Source organism: Pseudomonas sp. NPDC089547, from assembly GCF_050280665.1.
Classification (GTDB): domain Bacteria; phylum Pseudomonadota; class Gammaproteobacteria; order Pseudomonadales; family Pseudomonadaceae; genus Aquipseudomonas.
Map to the genome: position 1 here is coordinate 63,741 of NZ_JBNNVS010000012.1, position 18,705 is coordinate 82,445.

An 18,705-nucleotide genomic window follows, 5' to 3' on the forward strand; every position below is an offset into this window, starting at 1 on the left:
CGGGTAAACCCGCTCCCACAGGTTTTTTGCAAGGCTCAGGATTTGTGTGGTCCCTGTGGGAGCGGGCATGCCCGCGAAGAAGCCAGCTCAGACAACAAACCTCTCAGCCCCAGAAAGCACAAAGGCGACCCGAAGGTCGCCTTTGCTGTCCATAACGAAAAAATCGTTACTTCTTCTTACGCACGTACAGGACCAGATTGTGGTCCACCAGCTCGAAACCGTGTTCCTCCACGATTTCACGCTGACGCTTCTCGATCGCGGCATCCATGAACTCGATGACTTCGCTGGTATCCACGTTCACCATATGGTCGTGGTGACCGCCATCAGCCAGCTCGAACACTGCGTGGCCGCCGTCGAAGTTGTGGCGAACCACCAAGCCTGCCGCTTCGAACTGGGTCAGTACGCGATAGACGGTGGCCAGGCCTACGTCCTCGCCCGCCTCCATCAGCGCCTTGTAGACATCCTCGGCACTCATGTGACGCTGCTCGGTAGAGTCGAGCATCTGAAGGATCTTGACTCGAGGCAGGGTCACCTTGAGACCGGCTTTGCGCAATTCGCTATTTTCAACCATGGTCAGCTTTCTCGCCGATGCTGCTTCGCAGCTTCTCTTAATACGGGTATGATCGGGGTTTACGTTGTCCAGCCAAGATAGTGGAAGTCGCCCACCGATGCAAAACACCAAGCTCTTGCTAAACAGCCTCGCCCTCGCGGGACTGCTCGCACTCGCCGGTTGCTCGTTTCCCGGGGTTTACAAAATCGACATCCAGCAGGGCAATGTCGTCACGCAGGATATGATAGACCAATTACGCCCGGGAATGACCCGACGGCAAGTAAGGTTTATCATGGGCAATCCGCTGATTCAGGATACTTTCAACACCAATCGTTGGGATTACCTGTACAGCCTGCAGCCTGGTGGCGGTAAACGCCAGCAGGAGCGCATGAGCATTTTCTTCAATGAAAGCGACCAGCTGGTGAGCCTGTCTGGCGACTTCATGCCAGGCGTCAGCAAGGACCAGGAAATCCTTGGTGGCAGCAGCGATACCACGGTCAGCCCAGCCGCCGAGCCAGGCCAGACCGAGCAGCCAGCTGCACAGCCTGAGGAAAAACCGGCCAAGCCTGGCTCGACCGAAGAGTCCATCCAGCGCGAGATCGACACCATCGAGACCACCCCGGTCCCGACCCCGGCACCGCTGGAAACCCGCTAAGCGGGAACAGCAGCCGAAAAAAAGCCCGGACCTGGTCCGGGCTTTTTGTTTGCGGCTAACCGTCAGGCATTCAGTTGCTTGGCGCGCTGGCAGAAGGCATCGACCAGCGTGTTGGCCGCCTGGTTGAACAGCGGGCCCAGCGTGGCGCGCACAATCGGCCCGGCATAATCGAAGGACAGGTCCAGGCTGATCTTGCAGGCCTTTTCTCCCAGTGGCTTGAACACCCACACACCATGCAGCTGGGTGAATGGCCCTTCCTCTAGGTTCATCTCGATAGACTGCCCCGGCACCAGCACGTTACGCGTCACAAAGTGCTGGCTCATGCCACCCTTGGCCACTTCGAGCCTGGCACGCATGTGCGTGTCACTGGCGTCGATCACCGTCGAGGCCGAGCACCAGGGCAGAAACTCAGGGTAGCTGGCCACATCGTTGACCAGATCGTAGAGCGCCTGGGCGGGGTATGGCAGCAGGGCGGAGCGTTGAATATGGGTAGTCATCCAGGCGTCACTTCCAAGGCTGGGTGGCGGCGCTTCGCAGCGTGCCGAAAACAGGTTCTGTCACCAAGACAGGCCCGTATTGTCCGGTATTCATTGCAGTGGCTCAAGCACACCGAAATCCCATAGCGGACGACGCACGGACTTGCCTATAATGCCGCCCCTATGGCTAAGCAAAAAAAACATCCGACCGGGACCATCGCGCAGAACAAGAAAGCGCGACACGATTACTTCATCGAACACAAGTTCGAGGCCGGGCTGGTCCTGTCCGGCTGGGAAGTAAAAAGCCTGCGCGCCGGCAAGGCACACCTAGTTGACAGCTACGTGCTGCTCAAGGACGGTGAAGCCTGGCTGTTCGGCAGCCACATCACCCCGCTGACCACCGCCAGCACCCACGTCATCGCCGACCCTATCCGCACGCGCAAGCTGCTGCTGAACAAGCGCGAGCTCGAGCGACTGGAAGCGGCCGTGGCGCAAAAGGGCTACACCTGCGTTGCCCTGGCGCTGTACTGGAGCAAGCACCTGATCAAGTGCGAAATCGCACTGGGCAAGGGCAAGAAGGAATTCGACAAGCGCGACACCGTGCGCGAACGCGATTCCAACCGCGAGCTGCAGCGGGTTGTGCGGAACAAGGGCAAGGAAGACTAAAACTTCTTCAGCCTGTTCCGGCCTCTTCGCGGGCACGCCCGCTCCCACAGGGATTGCACCGGCTTCGGAAGCGATACATAACCTGTGGGAGCGGGCGCGCCCGCGAAGAAGCCCACGCAGCTCTCAACGCCCGCTACGCCGCTCCGCCCGCGCCACCCGCTGCGCTTCCTCGTGCGCCTCTTCCAGCACCTCCTGCACATACAGAATGTGCCGGCTGGACACCTCCCGCGCATCGTCCGCCCTACCCTCGACAATCGCCAGGTACAGCTCCCGGTGCTGACTGATCAGCATGTCCCGGGTCTCGGTACGCTGCTGGTACATGCCACCAATGTTGGTTACCACGTTGCGCTTGAGCAGGTCGAACAAACCACGAATGGTGTGCAGCAACACCGCGTTATGGCTGGCCTCGGCGATTGCCAGGTGAAAGCTCGCATCGGCAGCACCTTCTTCCGCACGGGTCACCTCATCGACCCGGGTGTAACAGTCCTGCAGCGCGTCAAAGGCCGCCTTCAAGCGCGTACGGTCCGGCTCGGTGGCGCGCTGGGCCGCGTAATAGGCACACGACGCCTCCAGGGTATGGCGGAATTCAAGCAGATCTCGCTGCGCCTCGGCACTGTGCTCAAGCAACTGCAGCAGCGGGTCGCTGAAGGTGGAGCCCAGGGACTCGGCAACAAAATTGCCCCCACCCTGACGGCTGACAAGCAGCCCCTTGGCCACCAGCTTCTGGATCGCCTCACGCAGTGACGGGCGGGACACACCGAACTGCTCGGCAAGGGCGCGCTCGGCCGGCAGACGCTGTCCCGAGGTCAGCGTGCCCTCCAGAATCATCCCTTCCAACCGGTCGACAATGTCGTCGGACAGGCGCCGTTGGCGGACCTGATCAAAAACCATCACATGCTCTCCACAAACCCCCGGCAAATATCAGGGGGCGCCTATTCTCGCCGATCCAGAGCGCGCAAACACCCATCAACGAGTGATTTTCCCAGCGCATCAGACGCCCGCTCATCGGTACGCGACCAAAGTTTTGCACAGGACAAATTGACACACCCATAACAGCGCTTTTAACCTAGCGACCAGTCATTGTAAATTGGTCTTACCAATTATCCAATGCCAGTGCTGACCAACAACAATTAGGGGCCACCCCATATGCAAACCTGGCAACAACTCTATAGCCCGCTTGGTAGTCTTGGCCTGTCCGCACTGGCGGCGGTCATTCCCATCGTGTTCTTCTTCCTTGCCCTCGCCGTGTTCCGCCTCAAAGGCCACGTCGCCGGCAGCATCACTCTCGCGTTGTCGATCCTGGTGGCCATCTTCGCCTTCCAGATGCCTGTCGACATGGCATTTGCCGCCGCAGGTTATGGCTTCCTCTATGGCCTCTGGCCAATTGCCTGGATCATCGTGGCCGCGGTGTTCCTGTACAAACTCACGGTCAAGAGCGGCCAGTTCGAAGTAATCCGCAGCTCGGTGCTGTCGATTACCGACGACCAGCGCCTGCAAGTGCTGCTGATCGGCTTCTGCTTCGGCGCCTTCCTGGAAGGTGCAGCCGGCTTTGGCGCACCGGTAGCGATCACCGCCGCCCTGCTGGTTGGCCTGGGCTTCAACCCGCTGTACGCCGCCGGCCTGTGCCTGATCGCCAACACCGCCCCGGTGGCCTTCGGCGCCCTGGGCATCCCGATCATCGTCGCCGGCCAGGTGACAGGCATCGACGCCTTCCACATCGGCGCCATGACCGGCCGCCAGCTGCCGCTGCTGTCGCTGTTCGTGCCGTTCTGGCTGGTATTCATGATGGATGGCTTGCGTGGCGTGAAGGAAACCTGGCCTGCCGCCCTGGTTGCCGGCCTGAGCTTTGCCGTTACCCAGTACTTCACCTCGAACTTCATCGGCCCGGAACTGCCCGACATCACCTCGGCACTGGCCAGCCTGATCTGCCTTACCCTGTTCCTGAAAGTCTGGCAGCCAAAGCGTTCGTTCAGCGAGGCCAAAGGCAGCGTCGGCGCAGCTGTCGTGCAGCCAAGCGGCAGCCAGCCTACCCCTTACAGCTTCGGCGAAATCTTCAAAGCCTGGTCGCCGTTCCTGATCCTGACCGTGCTGGTCACCATCTGGACCCTGAAGCCGTTCAAGGCAGCCTTCGCCCCGGGCGGCGCGATGTACAACTTCGTGTTCAACTTCGCCATCCCGCACCTCGACCAACTGGTGATCAAGACCGCACCGATCGTTGCTGCACCCACCGCCATGCCAGCGGTGTTCAAGCTCGACCCGATCTCTGCCACCGGCACTGCAATCTTCCTCTCGGCGCTGATCTCCATGGCCGTGCTGAAGATCAACTTCAAAACTGGTCTGACCACTTTAAAAGAGACCTTCTGGGAGCTGCGCTGGCCGATCCTGTCGATCGGCATGGTGCTGGCCTTCGCCTTCGTCACCAACTACTCAGGCATGTCTTCGACCATGGCCCTGGTACTGGCCGGCACTGGCGCCGCGTTCCCGTTCTTCTCGCCGTTCCTTGGCTGGCTGGGCGTGTTCCTGACGGGTTCGGACACTTCGTCCAACGCCCTGTTCAGCTCGCTGCAGGCCACCACTGCTCACCAGATCGGCGTCAACGACACCCTGCTGGTTGCCGCTAACACCAGCGGCGGCGTGACCGGCAAGATGATCTCGCCGCAGTCGATCGCCGTGGCCTGCGCCGCCACCGGCCTGGTCGGCAAGGAATCCGACCTGTTCCGCTTCACCGTCAAGCACAGCCTGTTCTTCGCCACCATCGTTGGCCTGATCACCCTGATCCAGGCTTACTGGCTGACCGGCATGCTGGTTCATCACTAAAGTGAAAGGGGCCGGGCGCCATCGCGCCCGGCACTCCCCACAAGCAACGCTGCGAGAATCCATGATCATTTCTGCCTCTACCGACTATCGCGCCGCGGCCCAACGCAAGCTGCCTCCCTTCCTGTTCCACTACGCCGATGGCGGCGCATACGCCGAGCACACCCTGCGCCACAACGTGTCGGACCTGGCCGGCATTGCCCTGCGCCAGCGCGTGCTGAACAACATGTCCGAGCTCAGCCTCTCCACCCGCCTGTTCGACGAAACCCTGAGCATGCCGGTGGCGCTGGCCCCGGTCGGCCTTACCGGCATGTATGCCCGCCGTGGCGAAGTGCAGGCGGCGCGTGCGGCGGCAGCCCATGGCATCCCCTTCACCATGTCCACGGTGTCGGTGTGCCCGATCGAAGAAGTGGCCCCGGCCATCGACCGGCCGATGTGGTTCCAGCTGTATGTGCTCAAGGACCGTGGCTTCATGCGCAACGCCCTGGAGCGGGCCAAGGCTGCCGGGGTCAAGACGTTGGTATTCACCGTCGACATGCCCGTACCCGGTGCCCGCTACCGCGATGCCCACTCGGGCATGAGCGGCCGCAACGGCCCGCTGCGCCGCGTGCTGCAAGCCATGACGCACCCCGAGTGGGCGTGGGATGTGGGCGTGATGGGCCGCCCGCACGACCTGGGCAACATCTCCAAGTACCGCGGCAACCCCACCGGCCTGGCCGACTACATCGGCTGGCTGGGCAACAACTTCGACCCGTCCATCTCGTGGAAAGACCTGGAGTGGATCCGCGAATTCTGGGACGGCCCAATGATCATCAAGGGCATTCTCGACGCTGATGACGCCCGCGATGCGGTCAAGTTCGGTGCCGACGGCATCGTGGTGTCCAACCACGGCGGCCGCCAGCTCGATGGCGTGCTGTCCAGCGCCCGCGCCCTGCCGGCGATTGCCGATGCGGTCAAAGGTGATATCAAGATCCTCGCCGACTCGGGCATCCGCAGCGGCCTCGACGTGGTGCGCATGATCGCCCTGGGCGCCGACACTGTGCTGATCGGTCGCGCCTTCCTGTGGGCCTTGGCCGTACACGGCGAAGCCGGGGTTAAAAACCTGCTCGAACTGTTCGAGAAGGAAATGCGCGTGGCCATGGTGCTGACCGGTGCCAAGTCGATCAGCGAGATCACCCGCGACTCGCTGGTACGCGAACTGGGCGCCTGACCGCCTGCCAGAAACACCGCCTGATTGACCCGGGGCATGTGGCGCACAGACGCCACAGCCCCGCGAGGAGACTGCATGAGCCTGCCCGCCGCGTTCCTGCGTGATGCCGAGCGCCTGATACCCGCCGAACGCCGCTTCGACGACCCCACGTCCACCCTGGCCTTCGGCACCGACGCCAGCTTCTACCGGCTGATCCCCAAGCTGGTGGTGCGCGTCGAATCCGAAGACGAAGTGGTCGGCCTGATCAAACTGGCCCAGCGCGAGCGGGTGCCGGTCACCTTCCGCGCGGCGGGTACCAGCCTGTCCGGCCAGGCCATCAGCGACTCGGTACTGATTGTGCTCGGTGATAACTGGAACGGCCGCGAGATCCGCGGCCAGGGCGAGCAGATCCGCCTGCAACCCGGCGTCATCGGCGCCCAGGCCAACGCCTGGCTGGCCCCGTTCGGGCGCAAGATCGGCCCGGATCCTGCCTCGATCAACGCCTGCAAGATTGGCGGCATCGTTGCCAACAATGCCAGCGGCATGTGCTGCGGCACCGCGCAAAATACCTACCACACCCTGGCCGGCCTGCGCCTGGTGCTGGCCGACGGCACCCGCCTCGACAGCGAAGACCCGGCCAGCGTCGCCGCCTTTGCAAGCAGCCACGCCGAGCTGCTGGAATCACTGGCCCGCCTGGGTCGCGAAACCCGCGCCAACACTGCACTGGCCGAGCGCATCCGGCACAAGTACCGGCTGAAGAACACCACCGGCTTGTCGCTGAACGCACTGGTGGATTACGACCAGCCGCTGGACATCCTGCAGCACCTGCTGGTCGGCTCCGAAGGTACGCTGGGCTTCATCAGCGCCGTCACTTACCACACCGTGCCCGACCACCCGCACAAGGCCAGCGCACTGCTGGTGTTTCCCAGCGTCGAAAGCTGCTGCCGGGCAGTGACCGTGCTCAAGCAACAGCCGGTTTCTGCCGTGGAGCTGCTCGACCGCCGCAGCCTGCGTTCGGTGCAGAACATGCCCGGCATGCCGCTGTGGGTAAAAGGCCTGTCGGACAATGCCTGCGCCCTGCTGATCGAGTCCCGCGCTGCCAGCCAGAGCCTGCTGCAAGAGCAACTGCAACAAGTGATGGCCTCGATCGCCGACTTCCCCCTGGAACAACAGGTGGACTTCAGCGAAGACCCGGCCGTGTACAACCAGCTGTGGAAAATCCGCAAAGACACCTTCCCCGCCGTCGGCGCCGTGCGCCAGACCGGCACCACGGTCATCATCGAAGACGTGACCTTCCCCGTTGAGCAACTGGCCGAAGGCGTCAACCGCCTGATCCAGCTGTTCGACAAGCACCGCTACGACGAAGCGATCATTTTCGGCCACGCGCTGGAGGGCAACCTGCACTTCGTCTTCACCCAGGGCTTCAACAACGCCGAGGAAGTCGCCCGCTACCAGGCGTTCATGGACGACGTGGCGCAGTTGGTGGCCGTGGAGTTCGGCGGCTCGCTCAAAGCCGAACACGGCACCGGCCGCAACATGGCCCCGTTCGTGGAGCTGGAATGGGGCCATGACGCCTACCAGCTGATGTGGCAGCTCAAGCGCCTGCTCGACCCCAACAGCATCCTCAACCCCGACGTGGTGCTGAGTGAAGACCCGGACATTCACCTGAAGAACCTCAAGCCACTGCCCGCCGCCGATGAAATCGTCGACAAGTGCATCGAGTGCGGCTTCTGCGAACCGGTGTGCCCATCCAAGGGCCTGACCCTCAGCCCGCGCCAGCGCATTGTCATGTGGCGTGACATCCAGGCCAGGCAACGCGCCGGCCTCGACACCCGCGAGCTGATGCAGACCTACCAGTACCAGGGCATCGACACCTGCGCCGCCACCGGCCTGTGCGCCCAGCGCTGCCCGGTCGGCATCAACACCGGTGAGCTGGTGAAGAAACTGCGCAGCCAGGCCGCCGACCATGACAAGACCGCCGACTGGCTGGCCGAACACTTCCACATCGCACTGGGTGGCGCACGCCTTACCCTCACAGCCGCCAATACTGCACGCAAGCTGCTCGGTGCCCCGCGCCTGGGCCGCCTGACCGGCACACTGAATAAAGTAAGCAAAGGCCGCCTGCCCCAGTGGACACCGGCCATGCCACAACCCCTGCGCCCGATCAGCTTCGGCGCGGCAAGTAACGACGCCCGCCCCCGCGTGGTGTACCTGGCCGCCTGCGTATCGCGGGTGATGGGCCCGGCCTATGCCGACCGTGAGCAAAGCTCGCTGCTGGACAAAACCCGCGGCCTGCTGGAAAAGGCCGGCTATCAGGTGGTGTTCCCCGAAAACTCAGACAGCCTGTGCTGCGGCCAACCATTCGCCTCCAAGGGCTACCCCGAACAGGCCGAGCACAAACGCCAGGAACTGATCAATGCCCTGCTGCACGCCAGCCGCGGCGGCCTTGACCCGATCTACTGCGACACCAGCCCCTGCACCCTGCGCCTGGTGCAAGACCTGGGTGACACCCGGCTGGACCTGTACGACCCGGTGCGCTTCATCCGCACCCACCTGCTCGACCGCCTGGAGTTCAGCCCCCAGGACGAGCCGGTGGCCGTGCACGTGACCTGTAGCACCCAGCATCTTGGCGAAAGCCAGGCACTGATCGACCTGGCGCGGCGTTGCAGCAAGCAGGTGGTGATCCCGGAAGGCATACATTGCTGTGGGTTTGCCGGTGACAAAGGCTTCACCACCCCCGAGCTCAATGCCCACTCGCTGCGCAGCCTGAAAGATGCGGTGCAGTATTGCAGCGAAGGCATCTCCACCAGCCGCACCTGCGAGATCGGCTTGAGCAGCCACAGCGGTATCGACTACCACGGGCTGGTCTACCTGGTGGACCGCGTTACCCGGCCACGCAGCATCTAAAGGCCGGCGCCGTCTCCATTTGTAGGAGCGGCCTTGTGTCGCGATCGGGCCGCGAAGCGGCCCCTCGATTTACGCACCCACACTGACATCCTGGGGCTGCTTCGCAGCCCGATCGCGACACAAGGCCGCTCCTACACAGGTACAGCGCAAGCCTGGGCCAACCGCGATACCTGTGGGAGCGGCTTCAGCCGCGAACACCGGCAAAGCCGGTGCCATCCCACCATCATTCCACCCCGCCACCATCCCGATTGAACCCCCGCCAATCCCCCACAGTCCACCTTACAGGCCCACCTTCCAGAGGCCCCAGAGGAGACACCCATGAAAGGTACCGCGCTTTCGGCCCTGTTCGCGGCCGCTACCCTGCTGGCTTCGCCTGTGTTCGCCGCCGATGACCTCTGCACCACCAACCTGCAAAAGATCGACGACAGCATGGCCACCGCCGGCGCCACCTCCGAAGGCCTGGACAAGGCCATTACCGAGCACGTCGACAAAGCCAAGGCCGCCCAGGCCTCGGGCGACACCAAGGAATGCATCGCCATCACCAGCAAAGTGCTGGAGCGCCTGGAAAAAACCGAGAAAGGCAGCGGCACCGGCAGCGGCGGCGCGTGAGCCTGAAAGCGGGCGACAGGACCGGCTGTCGACGTCGCCCGCGCAATGGCGTATACTCCGCCCCACGTGCCGTAAGGTGCGTTAGCGTAACGCTAGTGTGGGGCCGATTAGGATTCGACGCCGGTAGCGAAACTCTAGGTGCATGCCGAGTTGGTAACAGAACTCGTAAATCCACTGTTGCAACTTTTATAGTTGCCAATGACGAAAACTACGGCGCGGAGTACAAGCTGGCCGCTTAATGCGGTCTCTTGACCCGTTGCTTCTGGTAGCTTCGGCTCCAGCAATCACTAGGGGATGCCTGTAAACCCGAACTGATTGTCATACAGAACAGGATCGTCGCGTAGCACGTTGTGGGCGAAGTGACTAAAACTTACACAACTCATCCAAAGCACCCTGCCCGTCGGGCGGCTGCGGATTAAATCAGTAGACACGGCTAAGCATGTAGTACCGACAGCGGAGTACTGGCGGACGGGGGTTCAAATCCCCCCGGCTCCACCAAATGATCAATCAAAGACGTCCACGGACGTCTTTTTTTGTGCCTGAAATCCAGTAAATACACGGCTTCCAGCGCTTTTGCAGTCTTTTGAGATTTTTTGAGTTCCAGCCATTCGGGTATTCCAGGCGGTATTCCACCTCACCCGGTGCTAATCTTTGGAATACCGAATCAGTGCCTGAGGAGAATCTCATGCCTGCTCAAAACCTCCGTCTGTCCGATCGACAGCTCAAGGGAGTCAAACCCGCGTCCAAGGATTATGTCCTCACTGACGGTGATGGTTTGCAGCTCCGCGTACGCAGCAACGGCTCGTTGCTGTGGAATTTCAACTACCGCGAGCCGGTGACCAAGAAGCGCATCAACATCGGCTTCGGGACCTATCCCGAACTGTCACTGGCGAACGCACGAAAGAAGGCAGTCGAAGCCCGCGAGCTGCTCGCCCAAGGCATCGATCCGAAGGTGCAGCGCAATACGCTGAATGAAGCCAAGCGCGCGGAAACCGAACACACCTTCGAGAACGTGGCCACCGCCTGGTTTGAACTCAAGAAAGACTCGGTCACCCCAGCCTACGCCGAGGACATCTGGCGGTCGCTCACGTTGCACGTGCTCCCCGATTTGAAGACGACGCCACTGACGAAAATCACCGCGCCGATGGTGATCGGATTGCTTCGTCCAATCGAAGCGAAAGGCAGCCTGGAGACGGTCAAACGTCTTAGCCAGCGGCTAAACGAGATCATGACCTACGGCGTAAACTCCGGCCTGATCTTCGCCAACCCGCTCACCGGTATCAGGGCAGTATTCAAGAAGCCCAAGAAAGAGAACATGGCTGCGCTTCCGCCCGAAGAGCTCCCCGAGCTTATGCTGGAGATCGCGAACGCCAGCATCAAACGCACTACCCGCTGCCTGATCGAATGGCAGTTGCATACGATGACTCGCCCCGCTGAGGCGGCGACTACTCGCTGGGCGGACATCGACTTTGAAAGGCGTATCTGGACTATCCCACCGGAGCGAATGAAGAAGCGCCGTCCGCATAGCATCCCGTTGAGTGATCACGCTGTCGCCCTGTTGGAGTCACTCAAGCCTCACAGCGGCCATCGCGAATACGTCTTCCCGGCAGACAGAAATCCGCGCACCCACGCCAATAGCCAGACCGCCAACATGGCGTTGAAACGTATGGGCTTCCAGGATCGGTTGGTCAGCCACGGCATGCGTTCGATGGCCAGCACCATCTTGAATGAACATGGGTGGGACCCCGAACTCATTGAGGTCGCACTGGCGCATGTCGACAAGGATGAGGTGCGCAGCGCTTACAACCGGGCCGACTACATCGAGCGCCGGCGTCCGATGATGGATTGGTGGAGTGAGTACATCCAGAAAGCCGCCACCGGCAGCCTGCTTGCCTCAGCCTACGGCCAAGTCAGAGACAAAAATGTGGTGCCGATTCGTTAGCACTGTGCAGGCGCAAGAATTGCGGTAACAACTGAACGTTCGTGACTCGGGGCAAGCAGCCTCACTTATCCGCTTCTCAGCGCGGGTCCATCCAAACAGGGCTGCAAAGCCGCCCTGTTTGGATGGACCTCACTTTAAAGAGCTAAAGCCACGACGTTGTCCAGGATTTACCACGGAATTCCACCGGTGGATAACCGCTTTTCACGCCCCCAAGAGCGCTGAATTTCGGCCCTTGACCGGTTTTATCCACAGGCGTAGAACTGGCCGTGCAAGCGCTGTCGATGACAGCATCCCAGGTGGCTCGAACCTTCAAGGTCACGCCGCTCTCGCGGTGGTTCTCCCCAAAGGCGATTCGCATCCGGCAGCTCGCCCGGTCACTTCCCAGTGATGGATGCTCTTATACTTATGGCCCTCGTGCGCCAGACACACCGTACCTCGCTGCCCTGCAGCAACCTATCCGCTTGGCCGAATCTTGCGCCAACCTGTGCCCGTCTCTTTCTCTGGAAAGAGACGGGCACTTCTACCACTGCTGCAGCCCCGATCTTACATGGCATTGCGGCAATCCCCCTCGTGACAATCGGCGTGACAAACGCCGATGTCACCAGCAACAGCCATGTAGATGATGGTGCCGCAGACCAGGGAATGGACTGCACCTGACTGACAGTCAGGCATGCCCCGGTCATCGCATTGCTGCTTGCACCTGGCTCAGGATCTCGCGGCGCTGGTCTCGTCAGCCAATGCAGCCTCCACCCGCCCACCGGTAACGGTGCTCAGGAGGCCAGATCATGAGATGCCCTTGCTCCCGGACGTAAGGAGCCGCCAGTCCCGCGTAGTGGACATTCCCCACAGGTCGCAGGGGCCTTGATCCCTGATAACACTCAACATTCTTGGCGGGATGACGTGGGACGAGGATCGGAGAGCGGACGATGAGGTGACTGACATGGCATTGGTGTGTAGACGCGATGGTCGTAATTTCGGCTACGGCAGGCAGTTGAGCTACGCAGGACCTCAGGCGCTGAAAGACATGTTCGGCGGCGGTCACTACGGCACCGTAAAGGCGCACAGTGATCGATGGTTGGCATTCGTGAGGTGGTGCCGCTCCGAACAGGGGCCCGGCATCAATGATGCGCGGCAGATTGATTGTGGGGTATTGGCCGACTATGCGGCGCATCTGCGCGACGTGGTTGGGCGCGGTGACCTAGCCGTCAGCACCGCACAAAATCGGCTATCCAGCGTTAACAGGACCATGGCGGCGCTTCGCGGTGATCAGTACGTGAAGTTGCCCAGTCCGAGCAAGGCATTGGGTATGCAGCGCACTGGGGTTCGCCACTCGGTGCCGCAGGGCCAAGACCGCAAACAGGTTAAGCAGATTGTCGATGTGCTTTGCCGCGATCATCAGCGACGGGCCGCTGCAATCGTTCTATTGGCGCGAGCCACCGGCATGCGCTTGCGTGAGGCCATCCTAGCCGACTTGCCACGGCTGAGCCGTGAGGCTAACGACCTAGGCAGGATCAACATCCAGGATGGCACCAAAGGCAGCCGCGCTGGCGCCTCGGCGCCACGATGGATTACGGTGGACGACCATGTTCTAGGTGCACTTGGGTTTGCACGGCAGGTATCGCCTGCGAGTAGCCGCAATCTGATTGCGCTAGACGAAAGCTATCTGAATGTTCTGCAGGAAATCGTCCGCCCAGCACGGGACGTCCTGCATGCACACAACCTCAAGGGCTTCCATGAGCTACGGGCGGCGTACGCATGCGAGCGCTACGAGCAGATCACCCAATGCCCCGCCCCAATCAATGGTGGCAAATGTTGCCAGGTAGATAGGAACCTTGATGGCGAAGCCCGGAGGCGAATCAGTTACGAGCTTGGGCACGGGCGGATCGACGTGGTCGCGGCCTACATTGGAGGACGGACATGAGCAAGCCATTCGATATGGAGTTGTTCTTGGCGGGCTTCCTGACCGGCTCACACGCAACGCAGCAACGTCATTTACGCCAAGCGAAGCTTATTCAGAATGAAATTGCAAAGCGTTGGCAGCGAGAAACCCCATGGGCTTGGCAGAGAAAGCATGTGACTTGGTTTCTTGAACGTCGCATGAGCCAGCGCAGTCAGGCGACGCGGTACTACTATCTGCTAACGGCCAGGATGCTCGCACGGCGCCTAGAAAAGCCATGGCTTTTCAATCTCTGAGTGAGAGCGGCTGCTATCGATCCACAGCCGCTCGTGAAGGGCAGATGACGCCTAGAATCTGCCGTTAAACTATAGCCCTAGCCACCAGCAGTTTGGGGTTGTGCGGAGCCAGAGCACGCTGGGGCATGGTACTGTGCGCCGACCATAAGCTTGCCTAGATTGATTTTTGATTTTTTGACTCATGATGAAATCGTTGAACGGATATAAAATATGTTGAATTTCAACGAGATAGCGAAAATTTTTTCCAGCAGCAACATCAATTCCGTTTCGGGGGGCGATCTGTCCCTTGTCACAAGAGTGGCAAAATGCTATCAAGACAGCTTTGATGACACCTTTACTGTTGCTAGCGTATTTGAATTTTGTTATGGCCTACTGTGCAGGGAATATCGTAATGAATACTATTACAAAAATTCTATTGCAAAGAAAATTCTCCTCGGAAGACATTCAATAAACAGCTCTACTATGCTCACTGAATTCCGAGTAGGCGCAAACAAAGCCGATTGTGTAATCGTCAATGGCATTTCAACATGTTATGAAATAAAAACTGATTACGACAACCTAACCCGACTAAAACCTCAAATCGATTCTTACCTGAAGATATTCGATAAAGTTAACGTAGTTGTCTCTAAGAAAAATCTAACCTCAGTGCTGAATATAGTACCTGAAGAGGTAGGGATTATCTTACTAAACAAGAGCGGTACTTTTCGAGAAATGAGATCTGCGCAACTTACAGACGCACAGATTGATGTTCGGGTCTTAATGAGATCGCTTCGACGTGACGAATACGTTGGGCTCACCGAATCGTTGTTTGGCGCGGCACCAAATGTGAGCAATACCGAGATCTTCCGTGAGTGTGAACGATTACTACTGACATCTGCCGCCAACGATAAAATTCGTACTGAGTTTAGAAAAATTATTCGTCAGACAAGAGCTCTGGACAAGGATTTCATACTTTCTTTACCTACATCCTTATTAGCGGCCGGAGTCGACTTTGGATCAACCCGCAAGGCCCGAGCTGGGCTTGTGGAAATCATGAATTCAATCTTAAGTAAGGAAACTCTATGTACTACCCAATCCTCAAAGGCAAACAGTTTGAACTAAATGCACTCAGGGAACTCGTTGGACATATACCCTCCAGCAATGTATGTCCCATTTTAGAACCTGTAAATTTAAACCTTGCCCCCCTAGGGACTACCATTTCCGAATTGACAACATCTGGCATCAGCCCGTGGGTAGTAATTAATCCTTCTCAAAGCGAATTCGCAAGTGGTGCGACGTCAAATATTTTTTCTTCTCTGAGAACCAACCTTGCAACTATTGGGACTGGGCAAGGTTCATTCGTCCCATGTATAAAAATACGTGATGCGTCTGACGCGCCTGCCATCGCATTGTTAAAAAGCTTCACCATACCTTTTGTCGCTTATGTTGAAGGTATTGTTACACCAGCCCTAGTTGTGGATCTAATGAGAGCCTCTGCTGTAGCACTCAATCCAGACAAAACGGATTTTTCGGTATGGGGAACTCTTCCAAGGGCCGTCCTCTTTCATGATGGTTTTGACAAAAAAACCAGAAATTTAGATTACGGCACAGAGTCATTTTACTCAAACCTTCACAATGGGTATAGAGCGTTCCCAAATGCAATTGGATTTGGCGATTTCACCATTCTAAGCGAACGCCTCGTTGAAGGTGGTGGCCCAGCATTTGTCGTTACCCTACACATGTCCTACCTTGATCCTTCTCGGTCAACTCAAATGTATGTGCGCCATTTCTCTTCCTACTCTGATAATGACAGCCAAAGTGATCCTGGTGGTAAATTTCGCGAAGCTCTAGATTTGCTTATTTCCCATATTTCAACGAATCCAGGAAATTTCGTCAACACTGCGGGATTACAAGAATTTATAACTCTTCATGCTACTCGCCACTACCCAGGACTTGGCGTTGTCAAAAAAATATCAATTAAGCACCATATTCAGACACTATCTTCATGGTAATTGATTTTGCGAATTAACCTCTAGGGATCCTCCGAATAAGTCGTTTCGAGCTGCTCAGCCCCTGTAAACACGCGGGCTCCAGCGGGCCCTTCGTGAGGAAAATGGACTTGTTCAGAGGGTTCCTAGCCGACTTCCAGCTGGACATATTCGCAAATTCGCCAGTAAGGGCTCAAACCATTTTTTCCCTTCAATATAACTTCCCGAAGCCTTGCCTCCCGAATGCGTTCATAATTCAGCATTAATTACATATACCTCATAAAATTGTGTAGGTTTCTCATGCTTGGCGAATCCCTACACGATTCAATCTACTTTCATCGGGCGCCACTCAGCACAACTCTGCAGCACCTCGATCTATAAGCTCTGTACTTCAAGTGATGCCATACTTGTGGCACCTTTCTTAGGGAAGTCTATAGATGGAGGATTTCAACCCACCGAGAAGCTCTACAAGCTCCCGCTTTTCTGGACTTGTTAGCACAGCGCTCATTGCCCGAGTTAAGCGCTCGTGTAGGGCCGCTGTAGGGGCATGCATACCATTAATAGCATAAGCCCGTTCAAGCTCTTCAAACGAAAGCAGCTCATACGTCTTCAGGCCCTCACCAGAATGAGTAGAGTATTTAGCGAAACATAATGACTCGGTACTAATTTGAACATACGTTAAATGACTGGAATAAATAAAATTTGGCACGATAGGATTGATGATAGGAAGTGCTCTTTTGGACACTTTTTTGTCGACCCTAGCTCCTTTCCACTGATTACAATGCACACACCCAACAGTTAGATTGGCGAGTTTAAAGGCAAGCGAAGGATATTTCGACTTGGGTAGAACATGCTCGATGTGCCATGCCCAGCCGTAATGCCCTACCGGACGACGACAGTACGCACAACATCCTAAGCATCGTTCAAAAAGTACTTCCTGTACTTTTTTGCGAATCTCTTTATATGTGCCGACTTCGTCTTCGGTGAAATTTACCGTTCTCCAATGAGCGTTTTTCCGAGTAAAAGTTTTTGATACGGCTGGCGATGAAAATGCCGACCATGCCTCTCCTCCGTTTAACTCTTTCGCTCTCATCAGTTTTAGTAATTTCGCTAAGTGTTCCTTTTGTTCGGCAGTTGTACAGAGAGACCTCATGGAACATCCTTCATTTTTATGGAGTTTACTAGGTCATTTCTTACCAAAACTAGGGCGGCTTCGATCTGCTGCTCTGCTTCCTTGGATAACCCGATCACTGTTCGCAGTTCATTAAGAAGCTTAACAGCATCATTTTTCTCTATACCGCCCTCAGCCACGCTCAGCACAGCATCAGCAACCTCTACACTGACCTCCCTCGTCTGGTAGGGCGAAGTTTGAAAAAATCTAAGTACCAGTTGGTCGTGACTAGCTACTTCTGCGAAGTTATGGAATTTACAGGTAATTGAGCCTGCTCCCGGACCAGCATATGTTAAACGTTCACCCGCATCGTGCTCTCGATGCAGTACCGCAACCATGTTATCGAGACTATCAGCATCAACCTTGACAGCTTCGCTTATAATCGTAGGTGAATGAGTCGCAACTACGACATGAAAACGATCAAGCCTTGAAAGCAGTTTTTCTAGTGTTTTATGGAAGTCCATCTGCCAGTGAAGATGAAGGCTTATCTCTGGCTCATCGATCAAAAAAATGGTTCCGTCACGCATGACACTTAAAATTTTTGAGAACAACAATAACCTATTCTGCTCACCTGTACTAAGCTCATCAAAACCGATGAGCTCTCCTCCTGCCAGCTCAATTTTTAGCGTGAAATCAATATTCAGCTCTAGATAGTTAAGCAGCATAGGGATTTGAGCTTCAGTTAGTTTCTCAAATCTTCCGCTGCCCTCTGCAATTCTCCGAAGCATTGCAATTGGCCGTGAGGATAGCAAACCTAAGTCAGCTGCTCTTTTAATTATCCTATTACTATCCCTGGTAGCCTTCTCCGGAGGATTAAGGATAGTATCTATTGACTTTTCACTAATAGAAAAAGACAGATTCATATTGACAGCATCAAGCAGATACTTTAACAATCTCCTATCTATCCGCATAGCATGAAGTATATATCTAGCAAGCTGCCTATCTATCGCGGAAAGAAATACCGCATTCGAAGAGTTTCGAGCCCCCATATATATTACATTTTTATGATCACCATAAATAAATCGATCATGCACCGAACTGGCGATGCATGCGACCACTCTATCCGATCTAGCTTTTTTTAGCCGTTCGGCGAGTTCCCCCAACATTCTACTCTTCCCAGTACCATTATTACCAATTACATAAGTATATTGACCTGGCCTCTTACCTCTGGAGGATGAATTAAGGCGATTCAGTATAGCCTCAACAATTTCAGTCATAGAGTAGCTTTTATCTTTCTGCATAATTCCCCAAAGCGAGCGGCCTCTAGCCCACTCAGTACCCTCTGAACATCACTTCCCGCCTAAGATTGGATCATACACTCCAATAGAGCAACTCACTCAACACCTTTACACGTGGACGGGTTTTACAAACGCCGAAACGACAATTTAATAAATTGATCATCTAGCTACTTCAGCAATTGGATTATCGAAGATTGCTGACCCAATGACAAGTCGCTTTACTCACAAAAACTTTAAGGCTGTGTAATAATCCTGCCCGGATATGTATGGAGGGAGTACTTTTTTGCCGTGTGGGTTTGCGCAGACACTAGTAGCACCTGAGCCACAT

16 protein-coding genes and 1 other RNA gene are annotated in these 18,705 nt (G+C 57.0%); 12 read left to right on the plus strand and 5 right to left on the minus strand.

The genetic code is table 11. From position 1 onward, the window contains the following. Positions 1–166: 166 nt before the first annotated feature. Positions 167–571, minus strand: coding sequence for a ferric iron uptake transcriptional regulator (gene fur, locus ACQKPZ_RS11150; protein WP_051101230.1), 405 nt, complete (start codon positions 569–571; stop codon positions 167–169). A 97-nt stretch (positions 572–668) separates the two neighbouring features. On the opposite strand from fur, the gene ACQKPZ_RS11155 reads away from it, so the two are divergent. Then, a complete protein-coding gene (locus ACQKPZ_RS11155; protein WP_391135267.1) occupies positions 669–1,205 on the plus strand; it encodes an outer membrane protein assembly factor BamE in 537 nt (178 codons plus the stop codon). A gap of 62 nt (positions 1,206–1,267) precedes the next feature. On the opposite strand, the gene ACQKPZ_RS11160 is transcribed toward ACQKPZ_RS11155, so the two are convergent. Further along, entirely contained in the window at positions 1,268–1,702 is a 435-nt protein-coding gene (locus tag ACQKPZ_RS11160; RefSeq protein ID WP_391135270.1) for a type II toxin-antitoxin system RatA family toxin, read from the minus strand. 162 nt (positions 1,703–1,864) lie between these two features. Between ACQKPZ_RS11160 and smpB the strand changes: the two genes are divergently transcribed. Next, positions 1,865–2,347 carry an SsrA-binding protein SmpB gene (smpB, locus tag ACQKPZ_RS11165; protein ID WP_300028786.1) on the plus strand — a complete coding sequence of 161 codons (483 nt, stop codon included), beginning with the start codon at positions 1,865–1,867 and terminating at the stop codon, positions 2,345–2,347. A gap of 123 nt (positions 2,348–2,470) precedes the next feature. On the opposite strand, the gene ACQKPZ_RS11170 is transcribed toward smpB, so the two are convergent. Beyond that, positions 2,471–3,238, minus strand: coding sequence for a GntR family transcriptional regulator (locus ACQKPZ_RS11170; protein ID WP_427537752.1), 768 nt, complete (start codon positions 3,236–3,238; stop codon positions 2,471–2,473). A gap of 255 nt (positions 3,239–3,493) precedes the next feature. Here ACQKPZ_RS11170 and ACQKPZ_RS11175 point away from each other — a divergent pair, with 255 nt between their 5' ends. The 10 genes from ACQKPZ_RS11175 (at position 3,494) to ACQKPZ_RS11220 (ending at position 15,992) form a co-directional block, all read left to right on the plus strand. Next, positions 3,494–5,164 (plus strand): lactate permease LctP family transporter, encoded by a 1,671-nt coding sequence (locus ACQKPZ_RS11175; protein WP_391135276.1) that lies wholly within the window; start codon positions 3,494–3,496, stop codon positions 5,162–5,164. A 61-nt stretch (positions 5,165–5,225) separates the two neighbouring features. Further along, entirely contained in the window at positions 5,226–6,371 is a 1,146-nt protein-coding gene (gene lldD, locus ACQKPZ_RS11180) for an FMN-dependent L-lactate dehydrogenase LldD (protein ID WP_391135279.1), read from the plus strand. Positions 6,372–6,446: 75 nt separating this feature from the next. Then, positions 6,447–9,257 (plus strand): FAD-binding and (Fe-S)-binding domain-containing protein, encoded by a 2,811-nt coding sequence (locus ACQKPZ_RS11185; protein ID WP_427537755.1) that lies wholly within the window; start codon positions 6,447–6,449, stop codon positions 9,255–9,257. A gap of 318 nt (positions 9,258–9,575) precedes the next feature. Then, positions 9,576–9,866: a hypothetical protein gene (locus ACQKPZ_RS11190; protein ID WP_025754271.1), complete on the plus strand. Its 291-nt coding sequence runs from the start codon at positions 9,576–9,578 to the stop codon at positions 9,864–9,866. A gap of 99 nt (positions 9,867–9,965) precedes the next feature. Then, positions 9,966–10,364: a transfer-messenger RNA gene (gene ssrA / locus ACQKPZ_RS11195) on the plus strand. Between the two features lie 187 nt (positions 10,365–10,551). Beyond that, the gene (locus ACQKPZ_RS11200; RefSeq protein WP_402832240.1) at positions 10,552–11,808 is read left to right on the plus strand and encodes an integrase domain-containing protein; all 1,257 of its coding nucleotides are present in this window, start codon (positions 10,552–10,554) and stop codon (positions 11,806–11,808) included. Positions 11,809–12,748: 940 nt separating this feature from the next. Further along, positions 12,749–13,729 (plus strand): integrase domain-containing protein, encoded by a 981-nt coding sequence (locus ACQKPZ_RS11205; RefSeq protein WP_427537758.1) that lies wholly within the window; start codon positions 12,749–12,751, stop codon positions 13,727–13,729. Next, positions 13,726–14,001: a hypothetical protein gene (locus tag ACQKPZ_RS11210; protein ID WP_402832237.1), complete on the plus strand. Its 276-nt coding sequence runs from the start codon at positions 13,726–13,728 to the stop codon at positions 13,999–14,001. The genes ACQKPZ_RS11205 and ACQKPZ_RS11210 overlap by 4 nt, the downstream gene beginning before the upstream one ends. Positions 14,002–14,211: 210 nt before the next feature. After that, a complete protein-coding gene (locus tag ACQKPZ_RS11215; RefSeq protein WP_402832235.1) occupies positions 14,212–15,102 on the plus strand; it encodes a sce7726 family protein in 891 nt (296 codons plus the stop codon). Continuing rightward, on the plus strand, positions 15,063–15,992 hold the full coding sequence (locus tag ACQKPZ_RS11220; RefSeq protein WP_402832233.1) for a sce7725 family protein: 930 nt from the start codon (positions 15,063–15,065) through the stop codon (positions 15,990–15,992). The genes ACQKPZ_RS11215 and ACQKPZ_RS11220 overlap by 40 nt, the downstream gene beginning before the upstream one ends. A gap of 397 nt (positions 15,993–16,389) precedes the next feature. On the opposite strand, the gene ACQKPZ_RS11225 is transcribed toward ACQKPZ_RS11220, so the two are convergent. After that, the gene (locus ACQKPZ_RS11225) at positions 16,390–17,121 is read right to left on the minus strand and encodes an HNH endonuclease (protein WP_402832232.1); all 732 of its coding nucleotides are present in this window, start codon (positions 17,119–17,121) and stop codon (positions 16,390–16,392) included. Further along, complete coding sequence (locus ACQKPZ_RS11230; protein WP_402832231.1) at positions 17,118–18,356, minus strand: AAA family ATPase; 1,239 nt, start codon at positions 18,354–18,356, stop codon at positions 17,118–17,120. Before ACQKPZ_RS11230 ends, ACQKPZ_RS11225 begins: the two co-directional genes overlap by 4 nt. Positions 18,357–18,705 lie beyond the last annotated feature (349 nt).

Excerpts from the sequence above, each read along its gene's own strand:
- ACQKPZ_RS11210 (WP_402832237.1), top strand. The coding sequence starts at position 13,726 with ATGAGCAAGCCATTCGATATGGAGTTGTTCTTGGCGGGCTTCCTGACC.
- ACQKPZ_RS11200 (WP_402832240.1), top strand. The coding sequence starts at position 10,552 with ATGCCTGCTCAAAACCTCCGTCTGTCCGATCGACAGCTCAAGGGAGTC.
- ACQKPZ_RS11175 (WP_391135276.1), top strand. The coding sequence starts at position 3,494 with ATGCAAACCTGGCAACAACTCTATAGCCCGCTTGGTAGTCTTGGCCTG.
- ACQKPZ_RS11230 (WP_402832231.1), bottom strand. The coding sequence starts at position 18,356 with ATGACTGAAATTGTTGAGGCTATACTGAATCGCCTTAATTCATCCTCC.
- ACQKPZ_RS11155 (WP_391135267.1), top strand. The coding sequence starts at position 669 with ATGCAAAACACCAAGCTCTTGCTAAACAGCCTCGCCCTCGCGGGACTG.
- ACQKPZ_RS11205 (WP_427537758.1), top strand. The coding sequence starts at position 12,749 with ATGGCATTGGTGTGTAGACGCGATGGTCGTAATTTCGGCTACGGCAGG.
- lldD (WP_391135279.1), top strand. The coding sequence starts at position 5,226 with ATGATCATTTCTGCCTCTACCGACTATCGCGCCGCGGCCCAACGCAAG.
- fur (WP_051101230.1), bottom strand. The coding sequence starts at position 571 with ATGGTTGAAAATAGCGAATTGCGCAAAGCCGGTCTCAAGGTGACCCTG.
- ACQKPZ_RS11170 (WP_427537752.1), bottom strand. The coding sequence starts at position 3,238 with ATGGTTTTTGATCAGGTCCGCCAACGGCGCCTGTCCGACGACATTGTC.
- ACQKPZ_RS11220 (WP_402832233.1), top strand. The coding sequence starts at position 15,063 with ATGTACTACCCAATCCTCAAAGGCAAACAGTTTGAACTAAATGCACTC.
- ACQKPZ_RS11190 (WP_025754271.1), top strand. The coding sequence starts at position 9,576 with ATGAAAGGTACCGCGCTTTCGGCCCTGTTCGCGGCCGCTACCCTGCTG.
- smpB (WP_300028786.1), top strand. The coding sequence starts at position 1,865 with ATGGCTAAGCAAAAAAAACATCCGACCGGGACCATCGCGCAGAACAAG.
- ACQKPZ_RS11160 (WP_391135270.1), bottom strand. The coding sequence starts at position 1,702 with ATGACTACCCATATTCAACGCTCCGCCCTGCTGCCATACCCCGCCCAG.
- ACQKPZ_RS11215 (WP_402832235.1), top strand. The coding sequence starts at position 14,212 with ATGTTGAATTTCAACGAGATAGCGAAAATTTTTTCCAGCAGCAACATC.
- ACQKPZ_RS11185 (WP_427537755.1), top strand. The coding sequence starts at position 6,447 with ATGAGCCTGCCCGCCGCGTTCCTGCGTGATGCCGAGCGCCTGATACCC.
- ACQKPZ_RS11225 (WP_402832232.1), bottom strand. The coding sequence starts at position 17,121 with ATGAGGTCTCTCTGTACAACTGCCGAACAAAAGGAACACTTAGCGAAA.